Source organism: Massilia sp. METH4 (assembly GCF_037094685.1).
Lineage (GTDB): Bacteria > Pseudomonadota > Gammaproteobacteria > Burkholderiales > Burkholderiaceae_D > Rugamonas.
On sequence record NZ_CP146614.1, the window covers coordinates 2,862,816 to 2,883,375 of the forward strand.

General features: G+C 67.1%; 17 protein-coding genes. 3 read left to right on the plus strand and 14 right to left on the minus strand.

Annotated features, from left to right (window positions below):
• Nucleotides 1–192 precede the first annotated feature (192 nt).
• Nucleotides 193–486, plus strand: a complete 294-nt coding sequence (locus tag V6Z91_RS12735; protein ID WP_338770838.1) for a hypothetical protein — start codon at nucleotides 193–195, stop codon at nucleotides 484–486.
• Between the two features lie 27 nt (nucleotides 487–513).
• Here V6Z91_RS12735 and V6Z91_RS12740 read toward each other — a convergent pair whose 3' ends face one another.
• The 5 genes from V6Z91_RS12740 to V6Z91_RS12760 are packed head-to-tail and all read right to left on the minus strand — an operon-like array spanning nucleotide 514 to nucleotide 6,048.
• On the minus strand, nucleotides 514–1,443 hold the full coding sequence (locus V6Z91_RS12740; protein WP_338770840.1) for an alpha/beta hydrolase-fold protein: 930 nt from the start codon (nucleotides 1,441–1,443) through the stop codon (nucleotides 514–516).
• A 47-nt stretch (nucleotides 1,444–1,490) separates the two neighbouring features.
• Complete coding sequence (locus tag V6Z91_RS12745) at nucleotides 1,491–3,806, minus strand: CPBP family intramembrane glutamic endopeptidase (RefSeq protein WP_338770842.1); 2,316 nt, start codon at nucleotides 3,804–3,806, stop codon at nucleotides 1,491–1,493.
• A complete protein-coding gene (locus V6Z91_RS12750) occupies nucleotides 3,803–4,543 on the minus strand; it encodes an ABC transporter ATP-binding protein (RefSeq protein ID WP_338770843.1) in 741 nt (246 codons plus the stop codon). The genes V6Z91_RS12745 and V6Z91_RS12750 overlap by 4 nt, the downstream gene beginning before the upstream one ends.
• A 34-nt stretch (nucleotides 4,544–4,577) precedes the next feature.
• Complete coding sequence (gene lepB / locus V6Z91_RS12755; protein WP_338770844.1) at nucleotides 4,578–5,258, minus strand: signal peptidase I; 681 nt, start codon at nucleotides 5,256–5,258, stop codon at nucleotides 4,578–4,580.
• A gap of 49 nt (nucleotides 5,259–5,307) precedes the next feature.
• Nucleotides 5,308–6,048, minus strand: a complete 741-nt coding sequence (locus V6Z91_RS12760; protein ID WP_338770845.1) for a helix-turn-helix domain-containing protein — start codon at nucleotides 6,046–6,048, stop codon at nucleotides 5,308–5,310.
• Between the two features lie 74 nt (nucleotides 6,049–6,122).
• Between V6Z91_RS12760 and V6Z91_RS12765 the strand changes: the two genes are divergently transcribed.
• The gene (locus V6Z91_RS12765; protein ID WP_338770846.1) at nucleotides 6,123–7,178 is read left to right on the plus strand and encodes a cytochrome P450; all 1,056 of its coding nucleotides are present in this window, start codon (nucleotides 6,123–6,125) and stop codon (nucleotides 7,176–7,178) included.
• On the plus strand, nucleotides 7,175–7,519 hold the full coding sequence (locus V6Z91_RS12770; protein ID WP_338770847.1) for an antibiotic biosynthesis monooxygenase: 345 nt from the start codon (nucleotides 7,175–7,177) through the stop codon (nucleotides 7,517–7,519). The genes V6Z91_RS12765 and V6Z91_RS12770 overlap by 4 nt, the downstream gene beginning before the upstream one ends.
• Before the next feature lie 8 nt (nucleotides 7,520–7,527).
• On the opposite strand, the gene V6Z91_RS12775 is transcribed toward V6Z91_RS12770, so the two are convergent.
• The 9 genes from V6Z91_RS12775 to V6Z91_RS12815 all read right to left on the minus strand — a co-directional run bounded on the left by V6Z91_RS12775 (nucleotide 7,528) and on the right by V6Z91_RS12815 (nucleotide 20,363).
• The gene (locus V6Z91_RS12775; RefSeq protein WP_338770848.1) at nucleotides 7,528–9,654 is read right to left on the minus strand and encodes a TonB-dependent siderophore receptor; all 2,127 of its coding nucleotides are present in this window, start codon (nucleotides 9,652–9,654) and stop codon (nucleotides 7,528–7,530) included.
• A 105-nt stretch (nucleotides 9,655–9,759) separates the two neighbouring features.
• The gene (gene ggt / locus V6Z91_RS12780; protein WP_338770849.1) at nucleotides 9,760–11,505 is read right to left on the minus strand and encodes a gamma-glutamyltransferase; all 1,746 of its coding nucleotides are present in this window, start codon (nucleotides 11,503–11,505) and stop codon (nucleotides 9,760–9,762) included.
• On the minus strand, nucleotides 11,502–11,960 hold the full coding sequence (locus tag V6Z91_RS12785) for a hypothetical protein (protein WP_338770850.1): 459 nt from the start codon (nucleotides 11,958–11,960) through the stop codon (nucleotides 11,502–11,504). The genes ggt and V6Z91_RS12785 overlap by 4 nt, the downstream gene beginning before the upstream one ends.
• A 275-nt stretch (nucleotides 11,961–12,235) precedes the next feature.
• Complete coding sequence (locus V6Z91_RS12790) at nucleotides 12,236–14,605, minus strand: ATP-binding protein (protein WP_338770851.1); 2,370 nt, start codon at nucleotides 14,603–14,605, stop codon at nucleotides 12,236–12,238.
• A gap of 474 nt (nucleotides 14,606–15,079) precedes the next feature.
• Nucleotides 15,080–15,979 (minus strand): RNA polymerase sigma factor RpoH, encoded by a 900-nt coding sequence (gene rpoH, locus V6Z91_RS12795; RefSeq protein WP_338770852.1) that lies wholly within the window; start codon nucleotides 15,977–15,979, stop codon nucleotides 15,080–15,082.
• 471 nt (nucleotides 15,980–16,450) lie between these two features.
• Nucleotides 16,451–17,365: a permease-like cell division protein FtsX gene (gene ftsX / locus V6Z91_RS12800; protein ID WP_338770853.1), complete on the minus strand. Its 915-nt coding sequence runs from the start codon at nucleotides 17,363–17,365 to the stop codon at nucleotides 16,451–16,453.
• On the minus strand, nucleotides 17,362–18,021 hold the full coding sequence (locus V6Z91_RS12805; protein ID WP_338770854.1) for an ATP-binding cassette domain-containing protein: 660 nt from the start codon (nucleotides 18,019–18,021) through the stop codon (nucleotides 17,362–17,364). Before V6Z91_RS12805 ends, ftsX begins: the two co-directional genes overlap by 4 nt.
• 15 nt (nucleotides 18,022–18,036) lie before the next feature.
• Complete coding sequence (gene ftsY, locus V6Z91_RS12810) at nucleotides 18,037–19,095, minus strand: signal recognition particle-docking protein FtsY (protein ID WP_338770855.1); 1,059 nt, start codon at nucleotides 19,093–19,095, stop codon at nucleotides 18,037–18,039.
• A gap of 314 nt (nucleotides 19,096–19,409) precedes the next feature.
• Nucleotides 19,410–20,363: a MerR family transcriptional regulator gene (locus V6Z91_RS12815; RefSeq protein WP_338770856.1), complete on the minus strand. Its 954-nt coding sequence runs from the start codon at nucleotides 20,361–20,363 to the stop codon at nucleotides 19,410–19,412.
• Nucleotides 20,364–20,560: the final 197 nt, after the last annotated feature.

The window sequence follows — 20,560 nt, forward strand, 5'->3', positions numbered from 1 at the left end:
ATGGCGCGCTTCCCTTCGCGGTGGTCCGGTCTCCCGGCCACCGCTTTTTTTGTTGTTCGCCCACCACGGGGACAGTCCCCGATTTTTTACAACACCAGGTGTTGTTTTTTTTCGGGGACAGTCCCCGTGGTGAAAGCACAACAGAGTTGGCCTTTGCGGTATGCTGGCCGCCTCATAGTGGAATGAATACCGATGCGCATCCTGCAATTGATCCTGTTCGTCGCCGTTTTCCTTGCCGTGCTGTGCGGGCCGGTGGTGCTTGCCGCGCGCAAGCTCAATCGGCGCGGGTATCCGGGCGCGCTGCGCTGGCTGCGCGTCATCGTGCCGGCGCAGTTGATCGTTTCGCTGGGGACCATCGTGCTGGCCGATGAGTATGGCCAACACGCGCTGCCGACGCTGATCGTGATAACGACGATCGCCACCAGCGCGCTCGGCGCGGCGGTGTTGTGGGTAATGCGCGCGCTCTGCCCGGCGCGGCTGCTCTGATCAGCGCAGTAACGACACATTCACGCCTCACGGCGAGGAAATATTTTTCAGGAAGAATTCCATGCCCCGCGCCATGGCGGGGAAGGCGGCGGAGCCGTGATTTTCCCTTGCGAACAGCATGAAGTCCGCCCGCGATACAGCGCCGTTCATCGCCGCCAGTTTCACCGACAGCTCGCGCGCCTCGTCGATCATCCGCCGCTGCGCCGCGATCGCTTCCCGCGAACCTGGAGCGGCACCAACGCCAGACGGCTGTTCCAGTTCCCCGGCCGAGAGCAGCACGGACGGCTTCACGGCCAGCGCGCCAGCGCGCCTGTCGAAGCCGGCCAGGCCCGTGAGCACGGCACGCTCGCCGTACCAGATCGACGGGCTGGCGGCGATATACGTGTGGAACATCGCCGGCCGCGTGAACAGCGCGTGCAGCGCGCACAGGCCGCCGTACGAGTGGCCGTACAAGGCCTGCCGCCGCGGATCGATGGGCGCCAGCGAGCGTACCAGCGGCTTCAATTCCTGCTCGATGAAATCGAGGAAGCGGTCGGCGCCGCCTTCCGTCGCCGGTGCACCGGCGGTCGGCGGCGTGTAGTCGCGCCCGCGGGCCGGGTGGTAATCGTCGTCCGTCACATAGCCGATGCCCACGATGACGGGCGCTGCCTGCCCCGTCGCCTTGCCGCGCCGCGCTGCCGTGCGGGCCATCTGCGCCAGCATCGGGAACGACGCGTTGCCATCGAGCGCATACAGCACGGGGTGGCCTGCGGCGGGCGCCGGCACGTCCGGCACGCTGGTGAATATCCGGTAACGCTGCCCCGTGGTCGTGGAAGCCAGCTCGCGCTGGCGCGCCTGTGGCAGCGCGACGGGCTGCCATGCATCGGCGGCACGGGCCAGGCTTGGTACGAAGGTGGAACCGAGGAGAGCGCCACCGGCAGCCAGCAGGCAGCGGCGCGAAGGGTAAGCAGACGTCATGGTCGAATCAGATGAGAATAATTCTCATTCTAACTCAGCGACCGGGATCACGCCTGGATCATGACCATTGCCCCGTTATACACCGCGTGCGTGATCACCGGCGCCAGCAGGCTGCCGTTGCGCGCATACGCGCATGCCGTGCAAAGCCCCAGCACGAACACCGGCATCATCGACAGCGGCGGGTGCACCACGGCGAACAGCGCCGCGCTGACGGCGATGGCCGGCGCGGCGGCCAGCGAGCGCCGCAGCCCGCCGAACAGCAGGCCGCGGAAGATGAATTCCTCCGACAGCGGCGCGGCCACGCACGCCAGCGCGAGCAGCAATGGCAGCGCGATCGCGCCTTCCGGGCGCGGCAGGGCGATGCCGAAGTGCCGCATCGCCATCAGCCACAGCACGCCGGCCGCGATGGCGGGCAGGGCCCAGGCGGCGCCCGCCAGCACGGCGGGCAGCGCGGGCCCCTGTCGCAGCCGCGGCACGCCGCTGGTGCGCATGCGCCAGTACACGAAGCGCGCCAGGGCCCAGACAATGGCGCCGCCGATCGCCAGCGCGAGCGCCAGCTCGGCCAGTGCGGGAGGTTTCTCGCCCTCGTGGATGATGGCCAGCGCGATCGCCTGCGCGGCGAAGAACAGCAGCGCGGCCACCATGCCGTCCGCAGCGGACACGCGCGGCGGCGGTGTAGCCGCCGGGTCGAGCAGGTAGGGCAGGTGGTCGCGCGCCTTCTGCCACAACGCCAGCGCCAGCGCGGCCAGCAGCACCACGACGGCCACGCGGTGCGCCCACGTGTCCGTGTACAGCGCGAAGCCATACAGCGCGGCGAGGATCGAATACAGGTACACATAGGTGGGCCGGATGCGCGCCGCCGCTTCCTGCGCCAGCGGGTCGGATGCCCATACCCCCAGCGCCACGGCGATCAGCGCGAACACGGGGATGCCGAGCGCCACCAGGACGATGCGCGCGAGCAGGTGCTCGTCGACCTGCGGCGCGAAGCCAATGCCGATCGCGAACACGGCGGCCGGGTAGACGAGCGCCAGCACCGCCCACAGCCGCGCCTTTTCCAGCAGCATGCGCTCCAGCGTGCCGGGGAAGGTGTACAGCAGCCACAGCGCCTGGCCTTCGGTATTGATGGTCTGGAAGGCCGACAGCAACAGCACATAGCTGCCCAGGCCGAAGGCGATGGAGGCGAGCAGCGCCTGGTCCGTTCCCAGCTGCGCCATCGCGTCGATGCGGCCCGTGAAGAACATCTGGCTGCCGATGATCACCAGCGGCACGACCAGGCTTTGCACGAGGAAGGTGCGGTCGCGGCCAAGCAGGCGCAGCTCGCGGCGCTGCAGGGCGGTGCCGGGCAGCTCCTTCAGCGCCGCCGCCGGCGGGCGGTGGGTACGTGCCGTTTCGCGTGAGCTGGCCGCGACCACGCCGGCGGCCAGCTGCCGCGCCAGCAGCGCGATGCCGGCCCACAGCAGCAGGGCCACCTGCAGCGCCAGCAACGCGGCAAGGCCCAGGGCAGCGGGCATGGAACGGGCATCTAGCCATTGCGCGACGAGGCCGGGCGGCGTCCACAGCGTCCATGCCGGCCACGCGCGCGCCCAGTCCATCGTGATGCCGCCGCGGCCCGTGGAGAGGGCGATGACGAGATAGATCAGCGGCATCGCCGCCACCGAGATCGCCGCCTGCAGGTTGCGCAACTGCGAGGGCGGCATGGACAGCCGCAACCCCGTATCGGCCAGCGTGCGCACAACGGCGGCCAGCGCCAGCAGGGCCAGTGCGGCGGCCGTGGCGGCCAGGGGCGCCGACCAGCGCAGCCCCGCATGCCAGCCAGTCATCAATGCGGCCGGCCACAGCACGAGCCAGCCGGTGGGGTTGGCGACCGTGCGTTCCAGCACGCGTGCCCACAACAGGCCCGTGCGCGCGACCGGGAGCGTGACGAGCCATTCCAGGTCCCAGTCCGGCTGCGCCAGTTCGCGGCTGCCGAGCGGCACGAGCAGCGCCACGAGCCACAGCAGCCACAGTTGCATCGCCAGGCCGCGCAGCAGCGGCGGGCTGAATGGCCCGTCGCGCAATTCCCCGGCCGCCGCATCGAGGCGGGCGTCGGGGCTGGCCTGGCCGGCGCAGGCGTTATGCGGCGTCAGCTCGCAATGCAGGTTCACCACCACCTGGTGCGCCATGTGGGAAAACGCCAGCGTCATCAGCAGTCCCATCACGAGCGGCACCAGCCAGCGCCCGCGGCGCTTGCCGGCGGTGGCGGCCCGGCCGGTGGCCCGCTTGCGCCACATCGACAGGGTGGCCATGTTCAGCAGGCGGCGCAGCCGCAGCCGCGCCAGCAGCCAGCCGGCGCGTGCCGTGCCGATATGCGATGCGCCGTTCATCCTGGCGCCACGCTGTCCCTGGCCGTCTCGTCCGTGAGGCGCAGGAACACTTCCTCGAGCGACGTGCCGGCATCGTCGCGCAGCTCGTCCAGCGCTCCCGTGGCGACCAGGGCACCGCGGTGGATGATGCCCACGCGGTCGCACATGCGTTGCGCCATGTCCAGCAGGTGGGTGGAGACGAAGATGGTCTTGCCGGCGGCCGCGCGGCCCACCAGCAATTCCTGCACGTCGCGGGCGGCGCGCGGATCGAGCCCGTTGATCGGCTCGTCCAGGATTAGCACGGCCGGGTCGTGCACCAGCGCGCAGGCCAGGCCCAGCTTCTTTTTCATGCCCATCGAATAGTTGACGGCGAATTCCTCGGACACATCATCGAGCCCGAATTCGGCCAGCAGCGTGTCGGCGCGGGCCGCCGCGGCACGGCGCGACAGGCCATGCATCTCGCCCACGAATTGCAGGATCTCGCGCCCGCGCAGGTAGTCGTAGAAGATCGGGTTGTCGGGCAGGTAGCCCACGTGGCGCTTCACCTCGGCCGCTTGGGCGTGGCAATCGAGGCCGTCGACCAGCACGCGGCCGGCGCTGGGCACGAGAATGCCCATCATCATGCGGATCGTGGTCGTCTTGCCGGCGCCGTTCGGGCCCAGGAAGCCGAACACCTCGCCGCGCCGCACGGCCAGGTTCAGGGGGCTTACCGCCTGATAGTCGCCATAGCGCTTGGCCAGGCCGTCGAATTCGATCATGGCGCTCCGGTTCGGATGGGGAGCGCCGATCTTATCACTGCGCGGTGCCGCGCAGGTTCATGCCGATGCGCTCCGTGCGCGGCATCCAGTCGCCCTGGATGTCGGCGGAGACGAGAATGCGTTCGGCGCGGCCGATCAGCAGCGCGCGCGGCACGGTGCCGAACACGCGCGAGTCGCCGCTGTTGTCGCGGTTATCGCCCAGCATCAGGTAACTGTCCCGCGGCACCGTCACGGGCCCGAAGTCGCGCATCGCCCGTACCTGGGGCAGTACCTGAATGCGGTAGTCGGCGTCGCCGCTGTGTTCGCGCAGGTGCAGCGCCGTGAGCTCGCCCAGCGGTTCCACCCGTTCCACGCCATTGCCCAGCACCGTGTAGTCGGCCTGCCGGCCATTGATCAGCAGCCGCTCGCCGCGCATCTCGACGGTATCGCCGGGCAGCGCGGCGATGCGCTTGATCAGGCGCGTGCCATCCTTGGGCGAGGAGAATGTGACGATGTCGCCGCGGCGCGGCTCGCCGGTACGGGCCAGCGAGATGTCGGTGAGCGGGATCTTCACGTCGTAGGCGAGGCGGTTGACGAAGACCACGTCGCCTTCGAGCAGGTTCGGGCGCATCGACGCCGAAGGAATCGGGTTCCAGTCCGCCACGGCGGTGCGGAAGATCCCGAACAGCAGCAGGAAGGCGATGAAACCCTTGTTGGCGCGGATGGCTTCTTTCATGCGGATCTCCCGATAAGTGTTGGTAAAACCTCATCATCGGGCGGGTACCTTAATCCAGACTTATTCCCAGCGCGGCCGCCATGCGCCGTCGGCCTTGCGGCGAAGCGGCAAGCGCGCGGCTGTCCAGGTCTTGCTCGACCCAGCCCTTTTGCAAGGCCAGCCGCAGCAGCGCCGCGCCCAGCGCGCCGCCCAGGTGGGGCCGCCGTTCGCTCCAGTCCAGGCAGGGGCAGGCAAAGCGGCGGCGCTGCGCGCGCAGCGCGGCAAGGTCGAGCCCCAGCGCGGCGAAGCGGTGTTCGCCTTCGCCCGTCAATGCGTACCCGTCGCCGGCCTGCGCAAGCCAGCCGGCCCCGATGAAATGCTCGTGGAGGGTGACGGCGAGGGCGCCCGCCATGTGGTCGTAGCAGGTGCGCGCCGCGCGCAGGCGGCTCGGCGTGGCCGGCACGAAGGGCGCGCGCTGCACACCGGCCACGACGAGCAGCGCTTCCAGCGCGGCGGCCACGTCGCCGCCGGCCAGGCTGTAGTAGCGGTGCCGGCCCTGCGCGAGTTGCCGCAGCAGGCCGTCTTCCTGCAGGCGGGCCAGGTGCGCGCTGGCGGTCGACGGACTCACGCCGCCGACGACGGACAGCTCGGTGCTGGTGCGCGCGTGACCGTCCAGCAGGCTGCACAACATGCGCGCGCGGGCCGGTTCGGCGATGGCGGCGGCGATGCGGGCCAGCCTGCCGTCGGCATCGGCTGGCGTATCCGCCGAAGCTGCATCCGTTGAAGCCGCATTCCCTGAAGCTGCATCCATGGTTCGTCCTCCATCGAAGTGTTGAAGCGCGCTTTGCAGAATACTGCATCGAACCCCTCACGCAAAGGAGCAGCATGCACACCGATCACTGGCCCGCCGACGCGGTGGCCGCCGTCACGCACGACGATCCCTATCCTTACTATGCGGCGCTGGCGGCGCAGCGCGCACCCCGGCACGATGAACGGCTGCGGCTGTGGATCGTGGCCCATCCCGCCACGGTGCGCGACGTGCTGGCGCACCCGGACTGCCGCGTGCGGCCGGTGCATGAACCGGTTCCGGTGGCGCTTGCCGGTCCCGCAGGGCACTTGTTCGGCGCCCTCGTGCGGATGAACGATGGCGAGCGGCACGCAGCGCCGAAGGCGGCGTTGCAACAGGCGCTTGCCGCGTTGCCGCCGGCGCGCGTGTCGGAGCGTGCGGCCTCGGTCGCGGCACGGCTGGCAGCCGCCGTTCGCGACGCCGCCACGCTGAATGCCTTTGCCAGCGGCGTTCCGATGCAGTCGGTCGCCAGCCTGCTGGGCTTCGCGGACGAAGCGTTGCCCCAGGTGGCGGCACTGGTTGCACGCTACGTGGCATGCCTGTCGCCGCTGGCTTCCCCGGGCGAGATCGCGCAGGCGCACGAGGCGGCCGATGCGCTGCGGGACGCCCTGCGCGGCCTCGTGCGGCAGGCACCGGAGCGGGGCTTGCTTGCCGACGTCGTGGCGGCCGCGTGGCCGGACGAGCACACGCTGCTGGCCAACCTGGCCGGCCTCATGACTCAGACGTTCGAAGCCACGGCGGGCCTGCTCGGCAATTGCATCGTGGCCCGGCTGCTCGGCGATGGGAGCGCGCCCGTGGGCCTGGTCGCCCGCGTGATGGAGCACGATCCGGCGATCCACAACACGCGTCGGTTCACGGCGGCGGAGATCGAAGTGGGCGGCACGCGCGTGCCGGCGGGACAGGTGCTGTTGCTGGTATTGGCCGGCACGGCCGGGTTCGGGCACGGCCGGCATGCCTGCCCGGGGCAGGCCATGGCGCAGTGCATCGTGACGGAGGCATTGGCCGCGTTGGGGCCGCTGCCGGGCGTCGGCTGGCGCTATCGGCCATCCGTGAATGCCCGCCTGCCCATTTTCATGAAGGAGAGTGAAGAATGATTGCCGTGATCTTCGAAGTGATTCCCCATCCGGACCACAAGCAGGCTTATCTCGACCACGCCGCCGCGCTGCGCCCGCTGCTGGAAACGATCGACGGCTTCATCTCCGTCGAGCGCTTCCAGAGCCTGGCGAACCCGGGCAAGCTGCTGTCGCTGTCCATGTTCCGCGATGAAGCGGCGGTGCTGCAATGGCGCAGCCGCGAGGCGCACCGCGCTGCCCAGCAGGCCGGGCGCGGCGGCCTGTTCGCGGATTACCGGTTGCGCGTGGCGACGGTGATCCGCGACTATGGCTTGCTCGATCGCGAGGAAGCGCCCGCCGACCTGCGGGCGCACAACGGTTGAGCGGGCGGTCAGTACTTCCAGTTCAGCGTCACGCTCGCATTGCGCGGCGCCGCGTAGTAGCTCTGGCTCCAGTACAGGCTCGTGAGGTACTTCTTGTCCGTCACGTTGTTGACGTTGACGGCGACAGAGAGCTGCTGGTTGATGTCGTAGCGGCCCATCAGGCCGAGCGTGGCGTAGGAAGGCTGGCGGATCACGACCCCGCCGCCTTCGTTGCGGTAGATATCGTCCTGCCAGTTGGCGGTGGCGCCCACGCGCAATTGCGGCAGGGACGGTAGCTGGTAGGTGGCGGAGAGGCGCAGCAGGCGGCGCGGCATATAGGTCTTGGCCGCGTTGCCCTGTTCGTCTTCCAGGTTCATCACCGTGAAGCCGGCGCTGGCCTGCAAGCCTTTCGCCAGCTCGCCGGACAGGTCCAATTCCACGCCCTTGGATTCCGCGTCGATGCCGCGATAGTAAGCCTTGGTGGCGTTCATGCCGGCCTGCTCGGCGGTGTTGAGCTGCTTCGTCTTGTAGACCGACGCGGCGGCGTTCAGCCTGCCGCCGAACCATTCGCCCTTGATGCCCGCTTCCGTGGTCTTGCCTTCGATCGGATCGAGCGTGACGCCGTTGAAGTCCGTCTCGCTCTGCGGGTTGAAGATTTCCGTGTAGCTCGTATAGGCGGTCAGCGACGGCGTGAGGTCATACGTCAGGCCCACGTAGGGCGTCGTTTTCGACGCCGACTTGAAGCGCGTGACGCCGTAGGCGGTGCCGGTGCTGTCGGCCTTGGTGTGCGTGACGCCGGTGATCAGGTGCAGCGGGTCGGTGATCGAAAAGCGCGCCGCGACGTAGGCGGACTTGCGCTTGTCGACATAGGCGCTGCCATCCGTCGCGAAATCGAACGTCGGTTCCGGATAGGCGCCGGTCCACTGTTCGAGCGCCACCAGCGCGGTGTCGATGCCCTGGCCGTAGTGCGAGATATCGCCCAAGGTCGAGCGCGACCAGTTGGCGCCGAACGTGAGGTCGTGCTTGCGGCTACCCAGCGTGAACTGGCCGGTGGCGGAAGCGTCGACGAGGTTCTGCTTCAGGTCCGATGCGTACAGCGACGGGTAGGCTCGCAAGCCCAGGCCCGTTTCGCGGACCGGCGTGCCGTAGGTGTAGAACAGCTTGCCGTTCGTTTCGGTGGTGGTGCGCGTGGCCGTCAGCTGCGCCTTCCAGCCGTTGCCGAGCTGGTGGACGAGTTCCGCGAACGTGCGCTGGTCGCTCACGTGGTTGCGCGTCCAGTCGGCGGCGGTCGAGTAACCGGTCGGCAGGTCGGTCGGCGTGTTGTCCGTGTAGTACAGCGGCAGCGCGCCCCACATGGCGCCCTTGGTATCGGTGATCTGGCTGGAGTGGCCGACGGTGAGCGTGGTGTCGTTCGTCAGCTTCGCTTCCACCACGCCATAGAACACCTTCTTTTCCTTCGAATAACGGTCGAGGTAAGAATCCCCATCCTCGTACGCGGCGACGACGCGGCCGGAGACCGTGCCGGCGTCGTTCAGGGCGCCGGAAATGTCGGCTTCCACGCGCTTCTTTTCCCAGGAGCCGAGCGTCACATTGGCCGAGGCCTGGAACGGAATCGTCGGGCGCTTGCGGATGAAGTTCACGGTGGCCGACGGATTACCGGTGGCGGACGTCAGGCCGTTGGCGCCGCGCACCACGTCGATGCGGTCGTACAACACCGTGTCCATGTCGCCCATCACCAGGCCGAACACGAACGGGGTGCCGACGCCGTCGTACTGGAAGTTGGTGATGTCGAAGCCGCGCGACGTGTAGTACGTGCGGTCGTTTTCCACGCGCTCGACGGAGACGCCGGTGACGGTTTCCAGCATGTCGTTGACGGAATCGAGCTGGAAGTCGTCCAGCTTGGCGCGCGTGACTACCGACACGGATTGCGGCGTCTCGCGCAGCGGCAGCTCGAGGCGGGCGGAGCCGGCGCTGGTTTTCGCCGTATAGCTTTCCTGCGCGGCCGTGCCCTGCACGACCACCGTCTGCATCTGTTGCTCGGCTTCCTCGGGCGCCGGAGCGTCTGGAGCGGCATGGGCCGCGCCGCAGAGGAGGGCGGCGGCAAGGGCGGAGGGCGTGGGGCGCAGCGTGAAAGTGGACGGCAGCATGTTTGACATTGGAATTTGAATGAGAATGATTCGCATTATATCCAATGTCAAGCCTGGGCCACCTATCCGGCCGCGCCGGATAGGTAAAAGCATGTTAAGAGCTGTGTCCTGCCGTTAATGCCCGCGCCGCTGCACCAGGGCGCTGCCGACACCGTGGCGGCGGCTCTCGCTAACGGCAGTCACCGTGCCGTCGGGATTGAACACGAGCGCATTGGCCGCGCCGATTTCCTCCGGCTTGTCGGACCAGCGCTGGCCGAACGGTTTGAGCGCCACGGCTTGCCCGCTGGCGGGAAAGCCCGGTTCCACGTCCGTGGCCGCGCCGTTGCGCTCGGAGAGACGGGGCGCGGCGACCGCCTGGTCCATCGGCATGCCCAGGTCGACGTGGTTGACGATCGTCTGCAAGACCGTAGTGATGATCGTGGCGCCGCCCGGGCTGCCGATCGTGAAGGCGGGCTTGCCATCCTTCAGCGCGATGGTGGGTGCCATGCTGCTGCGCGGGCGCTTGCCCGCTTCCGGCACGTTCGGCGCCGGGCCCGTGAAGTCGAAGTCCGTCATCTCGTTATTGAGCAGGAAGCCGTAGCCGGGCACCACGATGCCGCTGCCACCCCACGACTCGATCGTGAAGGTGTAGGACACCACGTTGCCATCCTTGTCCGAGACGGTGAGGTGGGTCGTGTGCGCGCTTTCCTGCCGCAGCTTTGCCGACGCGGCGGGGCGCAGCGGCACGCTGGCATCCTGCTGGAACGGGTAAGGATCGCCGGCGGGGACGGGGCCGGCGGCGGCGCGGCGCATGTCGACCAGCTGGCGGCGCTGCGCCGCGTATTCCTTGCTGAGCAAGCCGGCCACGGGCGCGTCGATGTATTCCGGGTCGGCCAGGTAGGCGTTGCGGTCGGCGAAGGCGAGGCGGCTCGCTTCCAGGTACAGGTGCTCGGCTTGCGGCCGCGGCAGCGCCTTCAGGTCCCAGCCTTCGAGGATGTTCAAGGCTTCGAAGACGGTCACGCCGCCGCTGCTGGGCAGTGGCATGCCATACAGCTCGTAGCCGCGGTAGGTGGTGCGCACGGGCTGGCGGATGCGCGCTTCGTAGTTTGCCAGGTCGGCCAGGGTCATGGAGCCGCCGCGCGCGGAAACGCCGGGCGCGGTGGCGGGGCGGTTGACGGCATCCACGATCGCGCGCGCCATCGGGCCTTCGTAAAAGGCCTTCACACCGCCCTGGGCCAAGGTGCGATAGGCGCGCGCGAGGTCGGGGTTCTTCAGGCGCGCGCCGGCCGGCAGCGCCTTGCCATCCTTCAGGTACAGCGCGGCCGTGGCGGGGAAGCGGCGGAATTTTTCGGTGTTCTCGCCGACCAGGCGGGAAAAATTGTCGTTGACGGGGAAGCCCTTGCTGGCCACGTCGATCGCCGGCGCCAGCACCTGCTTGAAGGACATGGTGCCGTAGCGGCGCAGCGCCTCGTCCCAGCCGCGCACGGTGCCGGGCACGCCGACCGACTGGCCGCTGGCCACCACCGTCTCGAAATCCATCTCCTTGCCGTTGTCGAGGAATACGGCGGGGGTGAACGCGGCCGGTGCCGTTTCGCGGTGGTCGATCGTAATCACGCGTTTGTCCTTGGCCAGGTACACGACCATGAAGCCGCCCCCGCCGATGCCGCAGCTGAACGGGTCCGTCACGCCCAAGGTGGCCGCCGCCGCCACGGCCGCGTCAACCGCGTTGCCACCCCGGTCCAGGATTGCCAGCGCCGATTGCGAAGCCTGTTCGCTGATCGTCGCCACCGCGCCGCCGGTTCCGGTGGCAACGGGCGTCTTGGCGATGGCGACCGTGCCGATGGCGGTCAGGATGATGGTGGCGACGAGGCGTGTGGTCATGTCTTGGCGGGCTGGGCGCGCTGTTGATTGATCGTTACCCGCAAGCTTACCTTATAGTCGGGCGCCGGCGCGTGCAGCGGCGGCGGTTCGGGCGGCTCCAGTTTTTCGAGGGCAAACGTCAGGCCATCCTGCGTGATGGCCGGCTGCGCGTTCGGCATGTTCTCGGCCAGCACGAAACTGCGCGTGCCGAGGCGGCTGGTCAGCGCGAAGGAATAGCTGATATAGCCTGCCCACACGCACACGGCGCCCTTGCGGCAGCGGCTGTCATTGATGCGCTCGAGCTTCAACGTGGTGCCGGGCGCCAGCATCACGCTCTCCCCCTGGCGCAGCGCATAGCTGGCGCTGGTCTTGCGGGGCTTGTCGTTGTTTTCCGCCTGCGTGCTGTCGATCGAGCACGCGGCCACGACGCCGGCCGTCAGAAGACAGCCGATCGTTCCGATGAGCCTGGCTTGCATAACTCCTCCATGCGGCAAAGGCTGAAGGGCGATGTTATCAATATGCTACGAATGCTGGCGCACTGCTGAGCAGTAGATGCCAGGAAATCAACCATTCGGGAAATAAAGTTGCCAAGAAAATGGGGACAGACCCCATTTTCCAAGCAATGTTTCCTCAAAGATGGGACAGATCCCATCTACACGGCAATCTTTCCTGGAATATGGGGTACGTCCCCATTTTTCTTTTGGCGAAACGTTGCCGGCGAGAAGGCGCTGTGGTACTGACATTGCCTCCGTCAGGCGCGATCGGCTGCGCGTGCGTTGGCAATGGCTGTGATCGGCACGGTAACATGGACGGTGGTGCCGTCGGGCGTGCTGTCGATGTCGAGGCTGCCACCGGCGAGCTGGGCACGCTCGCGCATGCCGGGCAAGCCCCAGTGCCCCGCGCGAGCGCCGCGCGCGAGGATCTCGCGCGGGATGCCGCGGCCGTTGTCGGCCACGGCCAGGCGAAGCACGCCGGCACGGTAGTCGAGCCGCAGCGCGACCTCGGTGGCACCGGCGTGGCGGAAGGCGTTGGAAAGCGCCTCGCGGCCGATGGTGAACAGCTCGTCCTCGACATCGGGCGGCAGCTCCGGCGGTATCCCATTGTCGTGCACGGCGAAATCGACGTTGGAGGACAGCGCCAGCTCGCGGCCGGCTTCCGCCAATGCCTGGGCCAGCCTTCCCTCGGGCATCGCCGGTTCCCGCAACTGCCGCACCCGGTCGCGGCCTTCGTCCATCACACTCTCGGCGCGCGCCAGCACACCTTCGATTTCCGCGCGCATGCCGCTATCGCCCGGCAGCTTGTGCATCATGACGTGCATGCGCATGATCAGCGCCTGCACGCTCTGCAGGAAGGTGTCGTGCAGCGTGCGGGCGATGCGTTCCCGTTCGAGCAGGCGTACCCTGAGGTCCTTGTGCAGCCCCGCCGCCACGAGGGCCAGCCGCCAGCGGTGCAGCAGCCAGGCGGCTGCTAGGGCGACGACGGCGCACGCCAGCTTGAACCACCATGTCTGGGTAAAGGCGGCCTGGATGGACAGGGCCAGCCGCGCGGGCCGCGGGCTCCATACGCCGTCCTCGTCGGCGGCACTGACCTCGAAGATGTAGGCTCCCGGCCCGAGATTCGTATAGACCGCCTGGCGCGCGCCACCGGAATCGCGCCAGCCGCTGTCCTGGCCGGCGAGGCGATAGCGGAATCGCACCCGCTCGGGCATCGACAGCGCCGTGGCGGTGAATTCGATCTCCAGCCTCGATGTGCGCGCCGGCAGTACCAGGCCGGGCTGGGCGGGATAAACGCGTTCGTCCGTGCGGATGGCGCCGATCAATACTGTCGGTGGGCGCGGGTTGCGGCGGATCGCGGCCGGGTCGATATGCCCCACGCTGTTCGAGGTCGCGTACCACAGGCGCCCATCCGTGGCCTGGATCAGGGACGGCAGCGGCCTGATCTGGGCAGGCATCCCCTGGTGGCCATCGAGGTGGTCGAACCGCTCGGCGACGACGTCGGGCAGGCGGGCGCCCGCCGCGGTGGCGATTGCCGCGGCCTCCATTCGCGCCAGCCCGCTGGTATCGTGCAGCCAGAGTTCGCCATCCTGCCGCTCGACGATGCCCGAGACGCCGTAGAAAGCTCCGCGCCCGCGTTCGCCGAGCGGGAGGAAACGCTTGCCATCGAACCAGGCCAGACCGCGGTCGCCGCCGATCCACATGCGGTCGCGTCCCTCCACGATCGCCAGCGTATTGCCGACACCCAGGCCGTCCTTCTCGCCGAACTCGCGGATGACGCCTTTTTCCAGCATGGCGATACGGTTGTCCGGATAACCGAACCAGGTCCGCCCCGCGCGGTCCGTTGACAGGGAAATGGCGGTCGGCATGGCCAGTTCCGGGTAGCCGCCGCCGGCGCTCCAGACGCCATCCTTCAACGCATGGATGCCCTTGCCCAATACCGAGATCCAGAGCACGCCGTCCGGGCCGATGGTCATTGCCTGCACGGTGCGGTCGGCCAGCCCGGACGGTAGCGCGAATCGCGTCGTCTTGCCCTCGTGCACGCGCCGCAAGCCGCCATCGCCGGCGAACCAGACGGTGCCGTCTGGCTGGCGGTGGCTGGCGCTGACCCGGTGGATGTCGGTGTCGTGGCGCCTGCCGTGGCGGTCGGCGATGAAGGTCGGCACCTTGTAGGCATTCGCATGATGGAAATTGATGACCCACACCGCGCCATCGTCGCCGGCGACGACGCCTGGCGGACCGGTAAGGCCCGGGGGCAGGGCGATCGTCGCCAGCCGCGGTTCGCGCACGCGGTTGACGCCGTTTTCGGTAGAGAACCAGAGATTGCCCTCACGGTCGGTGAGGGAAGTGGTCATGTACTTGCCGGAAAAACCGTTGGCCGGCATGAACTGTTGCAGGGGCTTGCGCGCGTCGTCGAGCAACTGCAGCGCATCCCCGGTGTTGATCCACAGGCGGCCGCGATGATCGACCGTGTAGGTATTCATCGGCAAGCCGCCGATGTCCAGTTCGAATTCGGCCATGGTGCCGCTGGCCGCGTCGAACAGCTGCAGGCCATGTGCCGCGCTGTTGATCAGCACCCGGCCATCCGGCCACAGTTCGCCGCCGTCGACGTCCGGCTGGTCGAGCACCCTGGTAAACGAGTACGCACCGGAGCCGGCCCGGCGCGAGCGTCGCGGCGGCCACGGCGAGCGCGCCGGTCGCGCCTGTCGCCAGCAGGCAGAGCGAAAGGCACAGGCGAAGCACGAACGTGCCAGTCACCACCAATCCCTTCAGGAGCCGCATGGCAGGCGAGACCCGTGGCTTTGGCGACGGAAAGACCCGGGCGGCGCCGGCGGTCGTGGTCCTGCGATCGTGTGGGAGGCGGAGATGATGATGCTTCCTTGTTCGTTGCTGTCGACGGCATTCTCCTTCATACGCTATTGCTCGTCCACAATACCGAAAACTCGGTGACAGGCACCGATGCCTGGGAAATGTTGCAGAAAGCCGGTGCCGGTGTGCTTTTAAGGAAATGTCCCAAAAAACGCGGTGCCTGTCACCGGTGTGGTTTCAGGAAACAAAAAACCCGGCGCGGGGCCGGGTTCTTATTGGAGCGGTGGACGGCGTTACACGTACGCGGCCAGGGCGCCTTTCATTTTCTTCAGCGCGGCGGCTTCGATCTGGCGGATGCGCTCGGCGGAGACGCCGAACTCGTCGGCGAGCGTGTGCAGCGTGGCACCGGAGCCGTCGTCGTTGGCGAGCCAGCGCGCTTCGACGATGCGGCGCGAGCGCGGGTCCAGCTTGCCCAGGGCCGTTTCCAGGCCTTCCGATTGCAGGCGCGTCACCTGTTCCGCTTCGAGCACCTTGGTCGGTTCCGACAGGTCGGAAGACAGGTAGGCGATCGGCGAGAACTTGTCGTCTTCGTCGTCGGTCGGCGCTTCGAGCGCGATGTCGCGGCCGGACAGGCGGGTTTCCATCTCGATCACTTCCTCGCGCTTCACGTCCAGCGTCTTGGCCAGCTGGTCGATCTGGTCGGGCGTCATCGCATCCAGGCCTTGCTTGTGGCTGCGCAGGTTGAAGAACAGCTTGCGCTGTGCCTTCGTCGTCGCCACTTTCACCAGGCGCCAGTTCTTCAGGATGTACTCGTGCATCTCGGCCTTGATCCAGTGCATCGCGTACGACACGAGACGCACGTTCTGGTCAGGGTCGAAGCGCTTCACGGCCTTCATCAGGCCGATATTGCCTTCCTGGATCAGGTCGGCGTGCGGCAAGCCATAGCCCAGGTAGCCTCGGGCGATCGACACCACCAGGCGCAGGTGGGACAGCACCAGCTTTTCCGCCGCTTTCAGGTCATTCTTTTCCTTCAGGCGGCGGCCCAGCGATACCTCTTCCTCGTGCGTCAGCATCGGCAGGCGGTTCACAGCGGAAATGTAGGCGTCCAGGTTACCCAGGTTGCCGCTGAACCCGAGTCCCAGTGCACTGCTGCCGGTCGGAACCAGGGCGGAAGGTGCGGACATCATATTCATTTTCATTCCTCGCTTGAAGGGTATTGCATGGTCACGCCGCGGGATTGCGGCACGACGTTTGCTTACAGCATGCAGTGTCGAACTTAATCCGGTCTTAACCACTGACAAGTGTTCTGTGTCAAGATTTTTACAGTTCAACGTTGCGTTTGAACATATATTAGCACTCTCCATCGGCGAGTGCCAATCACCCCAATTCTATGGCTCCGATAGCCTAATTACTATGGCTCGATACTAACCGTTAGCCCTGGGACACGGCTCGCCCGCCAGTTGTTACTGGCCAGAATTTGAGCTGGATCAAAGGATTTAGAACAAGATTATCGGTGGGGCATGCGGCGCTCTGTGCGTGAACGCACGATCGTTCGGGCAGGCATGTAGGAGTGCAGCCAACGATTTTGTACGCCGGCAGGAGGGTGTGAACAAACAGATAAGGGCGGCGCGCCGGATTGCAAGGGCGCGCCGCTCGGAAAAAGCTCAGTTCAGGCGCTTGAGCTGCCGGCGTACCGACAGCGCGGCACCCATCAGGCCGAGCCCGGCGGACAGCGCCAGCAACAGCGCCATCGCCGTCGGGGCGAGCGGGGCCAGTTGGAACTCCGAGGCATACAGCCGCGCGAACTCGGCGATCGCTTCGTTCAGCGGCCGCAGCGACAGGGCCACGGCGCCCAGTGCGACGGCGCCGGCGCACAGCCCCAGCAGGGCTCCCGTGTAGTAGAACGGCCGCTGGATGTACGTATCGGTGGCGCCGATCAGCCGCGAGACGAGGATTTCCTCGCGCTGCGTGAGCACCTGCAAGCGGATCGTATTGAACACGACCGCCACCACGACGGTGCCCAGCGTGGCCGCCAGCAGCAGTAGGCCCACGCGCAGCACGCCGAGCAGCGCACCCAGCCGCTTCACCCATTCCGAGTCGACCTGCACGGATTCCACGCCGGGAATCGCGCGGAGGCGCTCGGCGATCTCGTCCACGTGGGCGCTTTCGGCCGCGCTCTGGAAGGCGTTCAGCCGCACGATATAGCTGTCCGGCAGCGGGTTCTCGCCCAGCGTGTCGATCACGCCTGCCACGCCATTCTTTTCCTGCAAGTCCTCGAGCGCCGTTTCGCGCGGCACGAACACGATTTTCGCGTCCTTCGCCACGGCGCGCAGCGAGCCGGCCATGCCTTGCGTGTGTTCGCGCGGCAGGTCTTGCTTCAGGAATACGGAAAGCTCGGGGTCGACGGCCAACTGTTCCGACATCGGCCGGATATTGTCCAGCACCGTCACGCCCGCGAACGGCAGGGCCAGCGCGATCGCCACTACCAATATATTGAAGAAGAAGGATCCGGGCGCACGGCGCAAGTGCACCAGCGCCGAGCCCAGCGCATAACCATGCTGACGCAGCCACGCGCTCATGCGGCCTCCGTCATCAGTTCACCCTGCTTCAGGTGGATCACGCGGCTGGCGCTGTCCAGCACCAGTTCGTCGTGGGTGGAAATCAGGCACGTCACGCCCGCCTTGTTGAAGGCGCGCAGCGCGTCGAACACCTTGTTGGCGCTGGCGCGGTCCAGGTTCGCCGTCGGTTCGTCCGCCAGGATGATCTGCGGGCGGTTGACGATCGCGCGGGCGATCGACACGCGCTGCTGCTCGCCGCCGGACAGCGCGAGCGGGCTGGCGGACGCGCGCTCGAGCAGGCCCACCTTGTCCAGCGCCGCGCGGGCGCGTTCTTCCGCCTGGCCGCGCGGCAGGCCGGTAACGAGCATCGGCATCATCACATTGGCCAGCACGGTGCGGTCGGTCAGCAGCCGCTGCTGCTGGAAGATCAGCCCGAGGTTACGGCGCAGGAACGGTACGCCCGCGCTCTTCAGCCGGCCGATATCGGTGCCGTTCACGGTCACCTTGCCGGACGTGGGTCTCTCCATCGCCGCAATCAGCTTGAGCAGCGTGGACTTGCCGGCACCGGACGGGCCCGCCAGATAGACGAGCTCGCCCTTCGCGATGGTCAGCGTGACCCCGCGCAGGGCGGTGGTGTCGGACGTGTATTGTTTGGTGACGTTGGCGAATTCGATCATGGCCGCTGTTCAGCCTCAAGCGAGCAGGGCTTCGACGAATTCCTCGGCGTCGAACGGTTGCAGGTCTTCGATCTTTTCGCCGATGCCGATGAAGTACACCGGTACCGGGCGCACACGCGCGATCGCGGCCAGCACGCCACCCTTGGCAGTACCGTCGAGCTTGGTGATGATCAGGCCGGAAAGTTGCAAGGCATCGTCGAAGGCCTTCACCTGCGTCAGCGCGTTCTGCCCCGTGTTGCCGTCGATGACGAGCAGCGTTTCATGCGGCGCGCCATCCATGCCCTTGCCGATCACGCGCTTGATCTTCTGCAGCTCGTTCATCAGGTGCAGCTGGGTGGGCAGGCGGCCGGCCGTGTCGATCATCACCACATTGGTGCCTTTCGCCTTGCCGGACTGCACCGCGTCGTACGACACGGCGGCCGGATCGCCCGATTCCTGGGAGATCACCGTCACGTTGTTGCGCTGGCCCCAGATCATCAGCTGTTCGCGGGCGGCGGCGCGGAACGTGTCGCCGGCGGCCAGCAGCACGGATTGGCCGTGCGCCTGCATGTGCTTGGCAAGCTTGCCGATCGTGGTGGTCTTGCCGGCGCCATTGACGCCGGAAATCATCATCACGGTAGGTTGGTGGCGGCCCAGCACGAAGGGTTTCTCGAGCGGGCGCAGGAGGTCGATCATCAATTCCTTGAGCGCCGTCTTCACGTCCGCCGCGTCGGTCAGCTTGTCGTCCTTGACCTTGCGCTTCAAGGCATCGAGCAGGTAGCTGGTGGCTTCGATGCCGGCGTCGGACATCAGGAGCGCCGCTTCCAGCTCGTCGTACAGGTCGTCGTCGATGCGCGCGCCGACGAACAGCAGCGACAGGTTCGCCGATGTTTTCGACAGCCCGGCTTTCAGCCGGCTCATCCAGGATTGTTTTGGTTCCGGGCGCGGCGCCGTCTCGACTTCGAAAGCGAGCGGCTCGGCGGCCTGGTTCTCGGGGGCCACGGCGGGGGTGGCTGATGCCACGACGGCCTGCTCGGCAGGCGCGGCAGGCGGCACGTCGGGCGTGACGGTTTTTTTCTTGAAGAAGCTGAACATGTGTCGTGGAGGATGCGGCCCAGGCAGGCTCACCAGGGCCGGTAACACGCTAAGAATGGTTTCTTGCGCCCGCTATTCTACCAGAGCGGTCCCCCGAACCTTGGGAAGTGCTAATTTATTCAGGGCGGCGATCTTGGCCCTGAGAAAACGCGCCCAGCTGCGGCACAAATGGCCCGCCATATCGGCGGCCGTGCCCCCAGTATGACGGGCCATTTGCGTCTTGCTGGACACGTTTTTCAGGACCAATCTCATCCACCAGCAATAAATCAGCACTTCCCTTGCTGGAAAGGTATTTCCCGTGTTGGCACACGGGTTCAGGCCACGTTGATCGTCCGCTGCGCGCGGCGCCAGTCGGCCAGCGCCCGGCCCACGTCCGGCAGGGTGAGCACCTGCACATAAGGAGGCGAGCGCCGGCGCAGGGCGGGATTGCCGCCGCCCGCCCACAATGCGACCGGCTCCGGCAGGCGCGCCCGCAATTCCTTCAGCGCGTCCAGCACGTGGCGGGTGTTCATCGACGTGGAGAACGACAGCGTCACCACGTCCACCTGCAAGGCGGCGGCGGCGTCGACGATGTCCGGCAGCGGCGTTTGCGGGCCCAGCGAGTAACAGCAGGCCCCTTCGGCCACCATCAGCGCCTCGGACATCAGGAGGCCCAGCCCATGCCTTTCCTGCGGCGTGGTCGTGAGCAGGATGCGCGGCTGCCGCGTACCGTTCAGGGAAGTGGCCGGCGGCATCGAGAAGATCGCGCTGCGCAGCACCGTCTGCAGCGTTTCCGTGATCAGGTGTTCCTGCCACACGCCCAGGTCGCCGCAAGCCCAGGCGTCGCCGATGGCTGCCGTCAGCGGCGCCATCAGGTCGATGACGAAATTGCGCAAGCCCATCACCAGCAGCGCCTGCGACAGCATGCGGCGCAGGCCCTCGCTGTCGGGGGCACGGCACAGGTCGATATAAAGTTGCAGATCGGTTTCCGCGCTGCGCGCGCGCGGCCGGTTGCCGGCGGCGGTTTTCTCGGCCAGCGCCTGCAATTCCTGCGCCGAAAAGCCGATGACCTTGCCGGGCCGGAAGCCCAGGTCGATCAGCCGCTTGACCAGGCGCAGCTTGTGCACCTGCTCGATCGGGTAAAGGCGCTCGCCGAACGGATCGCGCTCCGGCCGCGGGAACGCATAGCGCCGTTCCCAGACACGCAGCGTTTCCTTGGCCACGCCGGTATCACGCTCGACGTCGCTGATCGTGCATGGCATGGGCGTGAAAGGCATCGGGTTGTTCATCTGCGCGGGGTACTCCTGCATTGTGCGTGCAGCATTCTAATGCCTTTTATTGCGGGAGAATGACTGCTCTTCCCGCAAGGACAAGGGTGAAAAAACGGCCTGCCCGACTTGTCCATGACATGTACCGGCAGGTTGCATCGATGCATTTTATTTACCGTCTTCCGCGCGACTTGTCCTGGGCAAACGCTCTGAAAAAA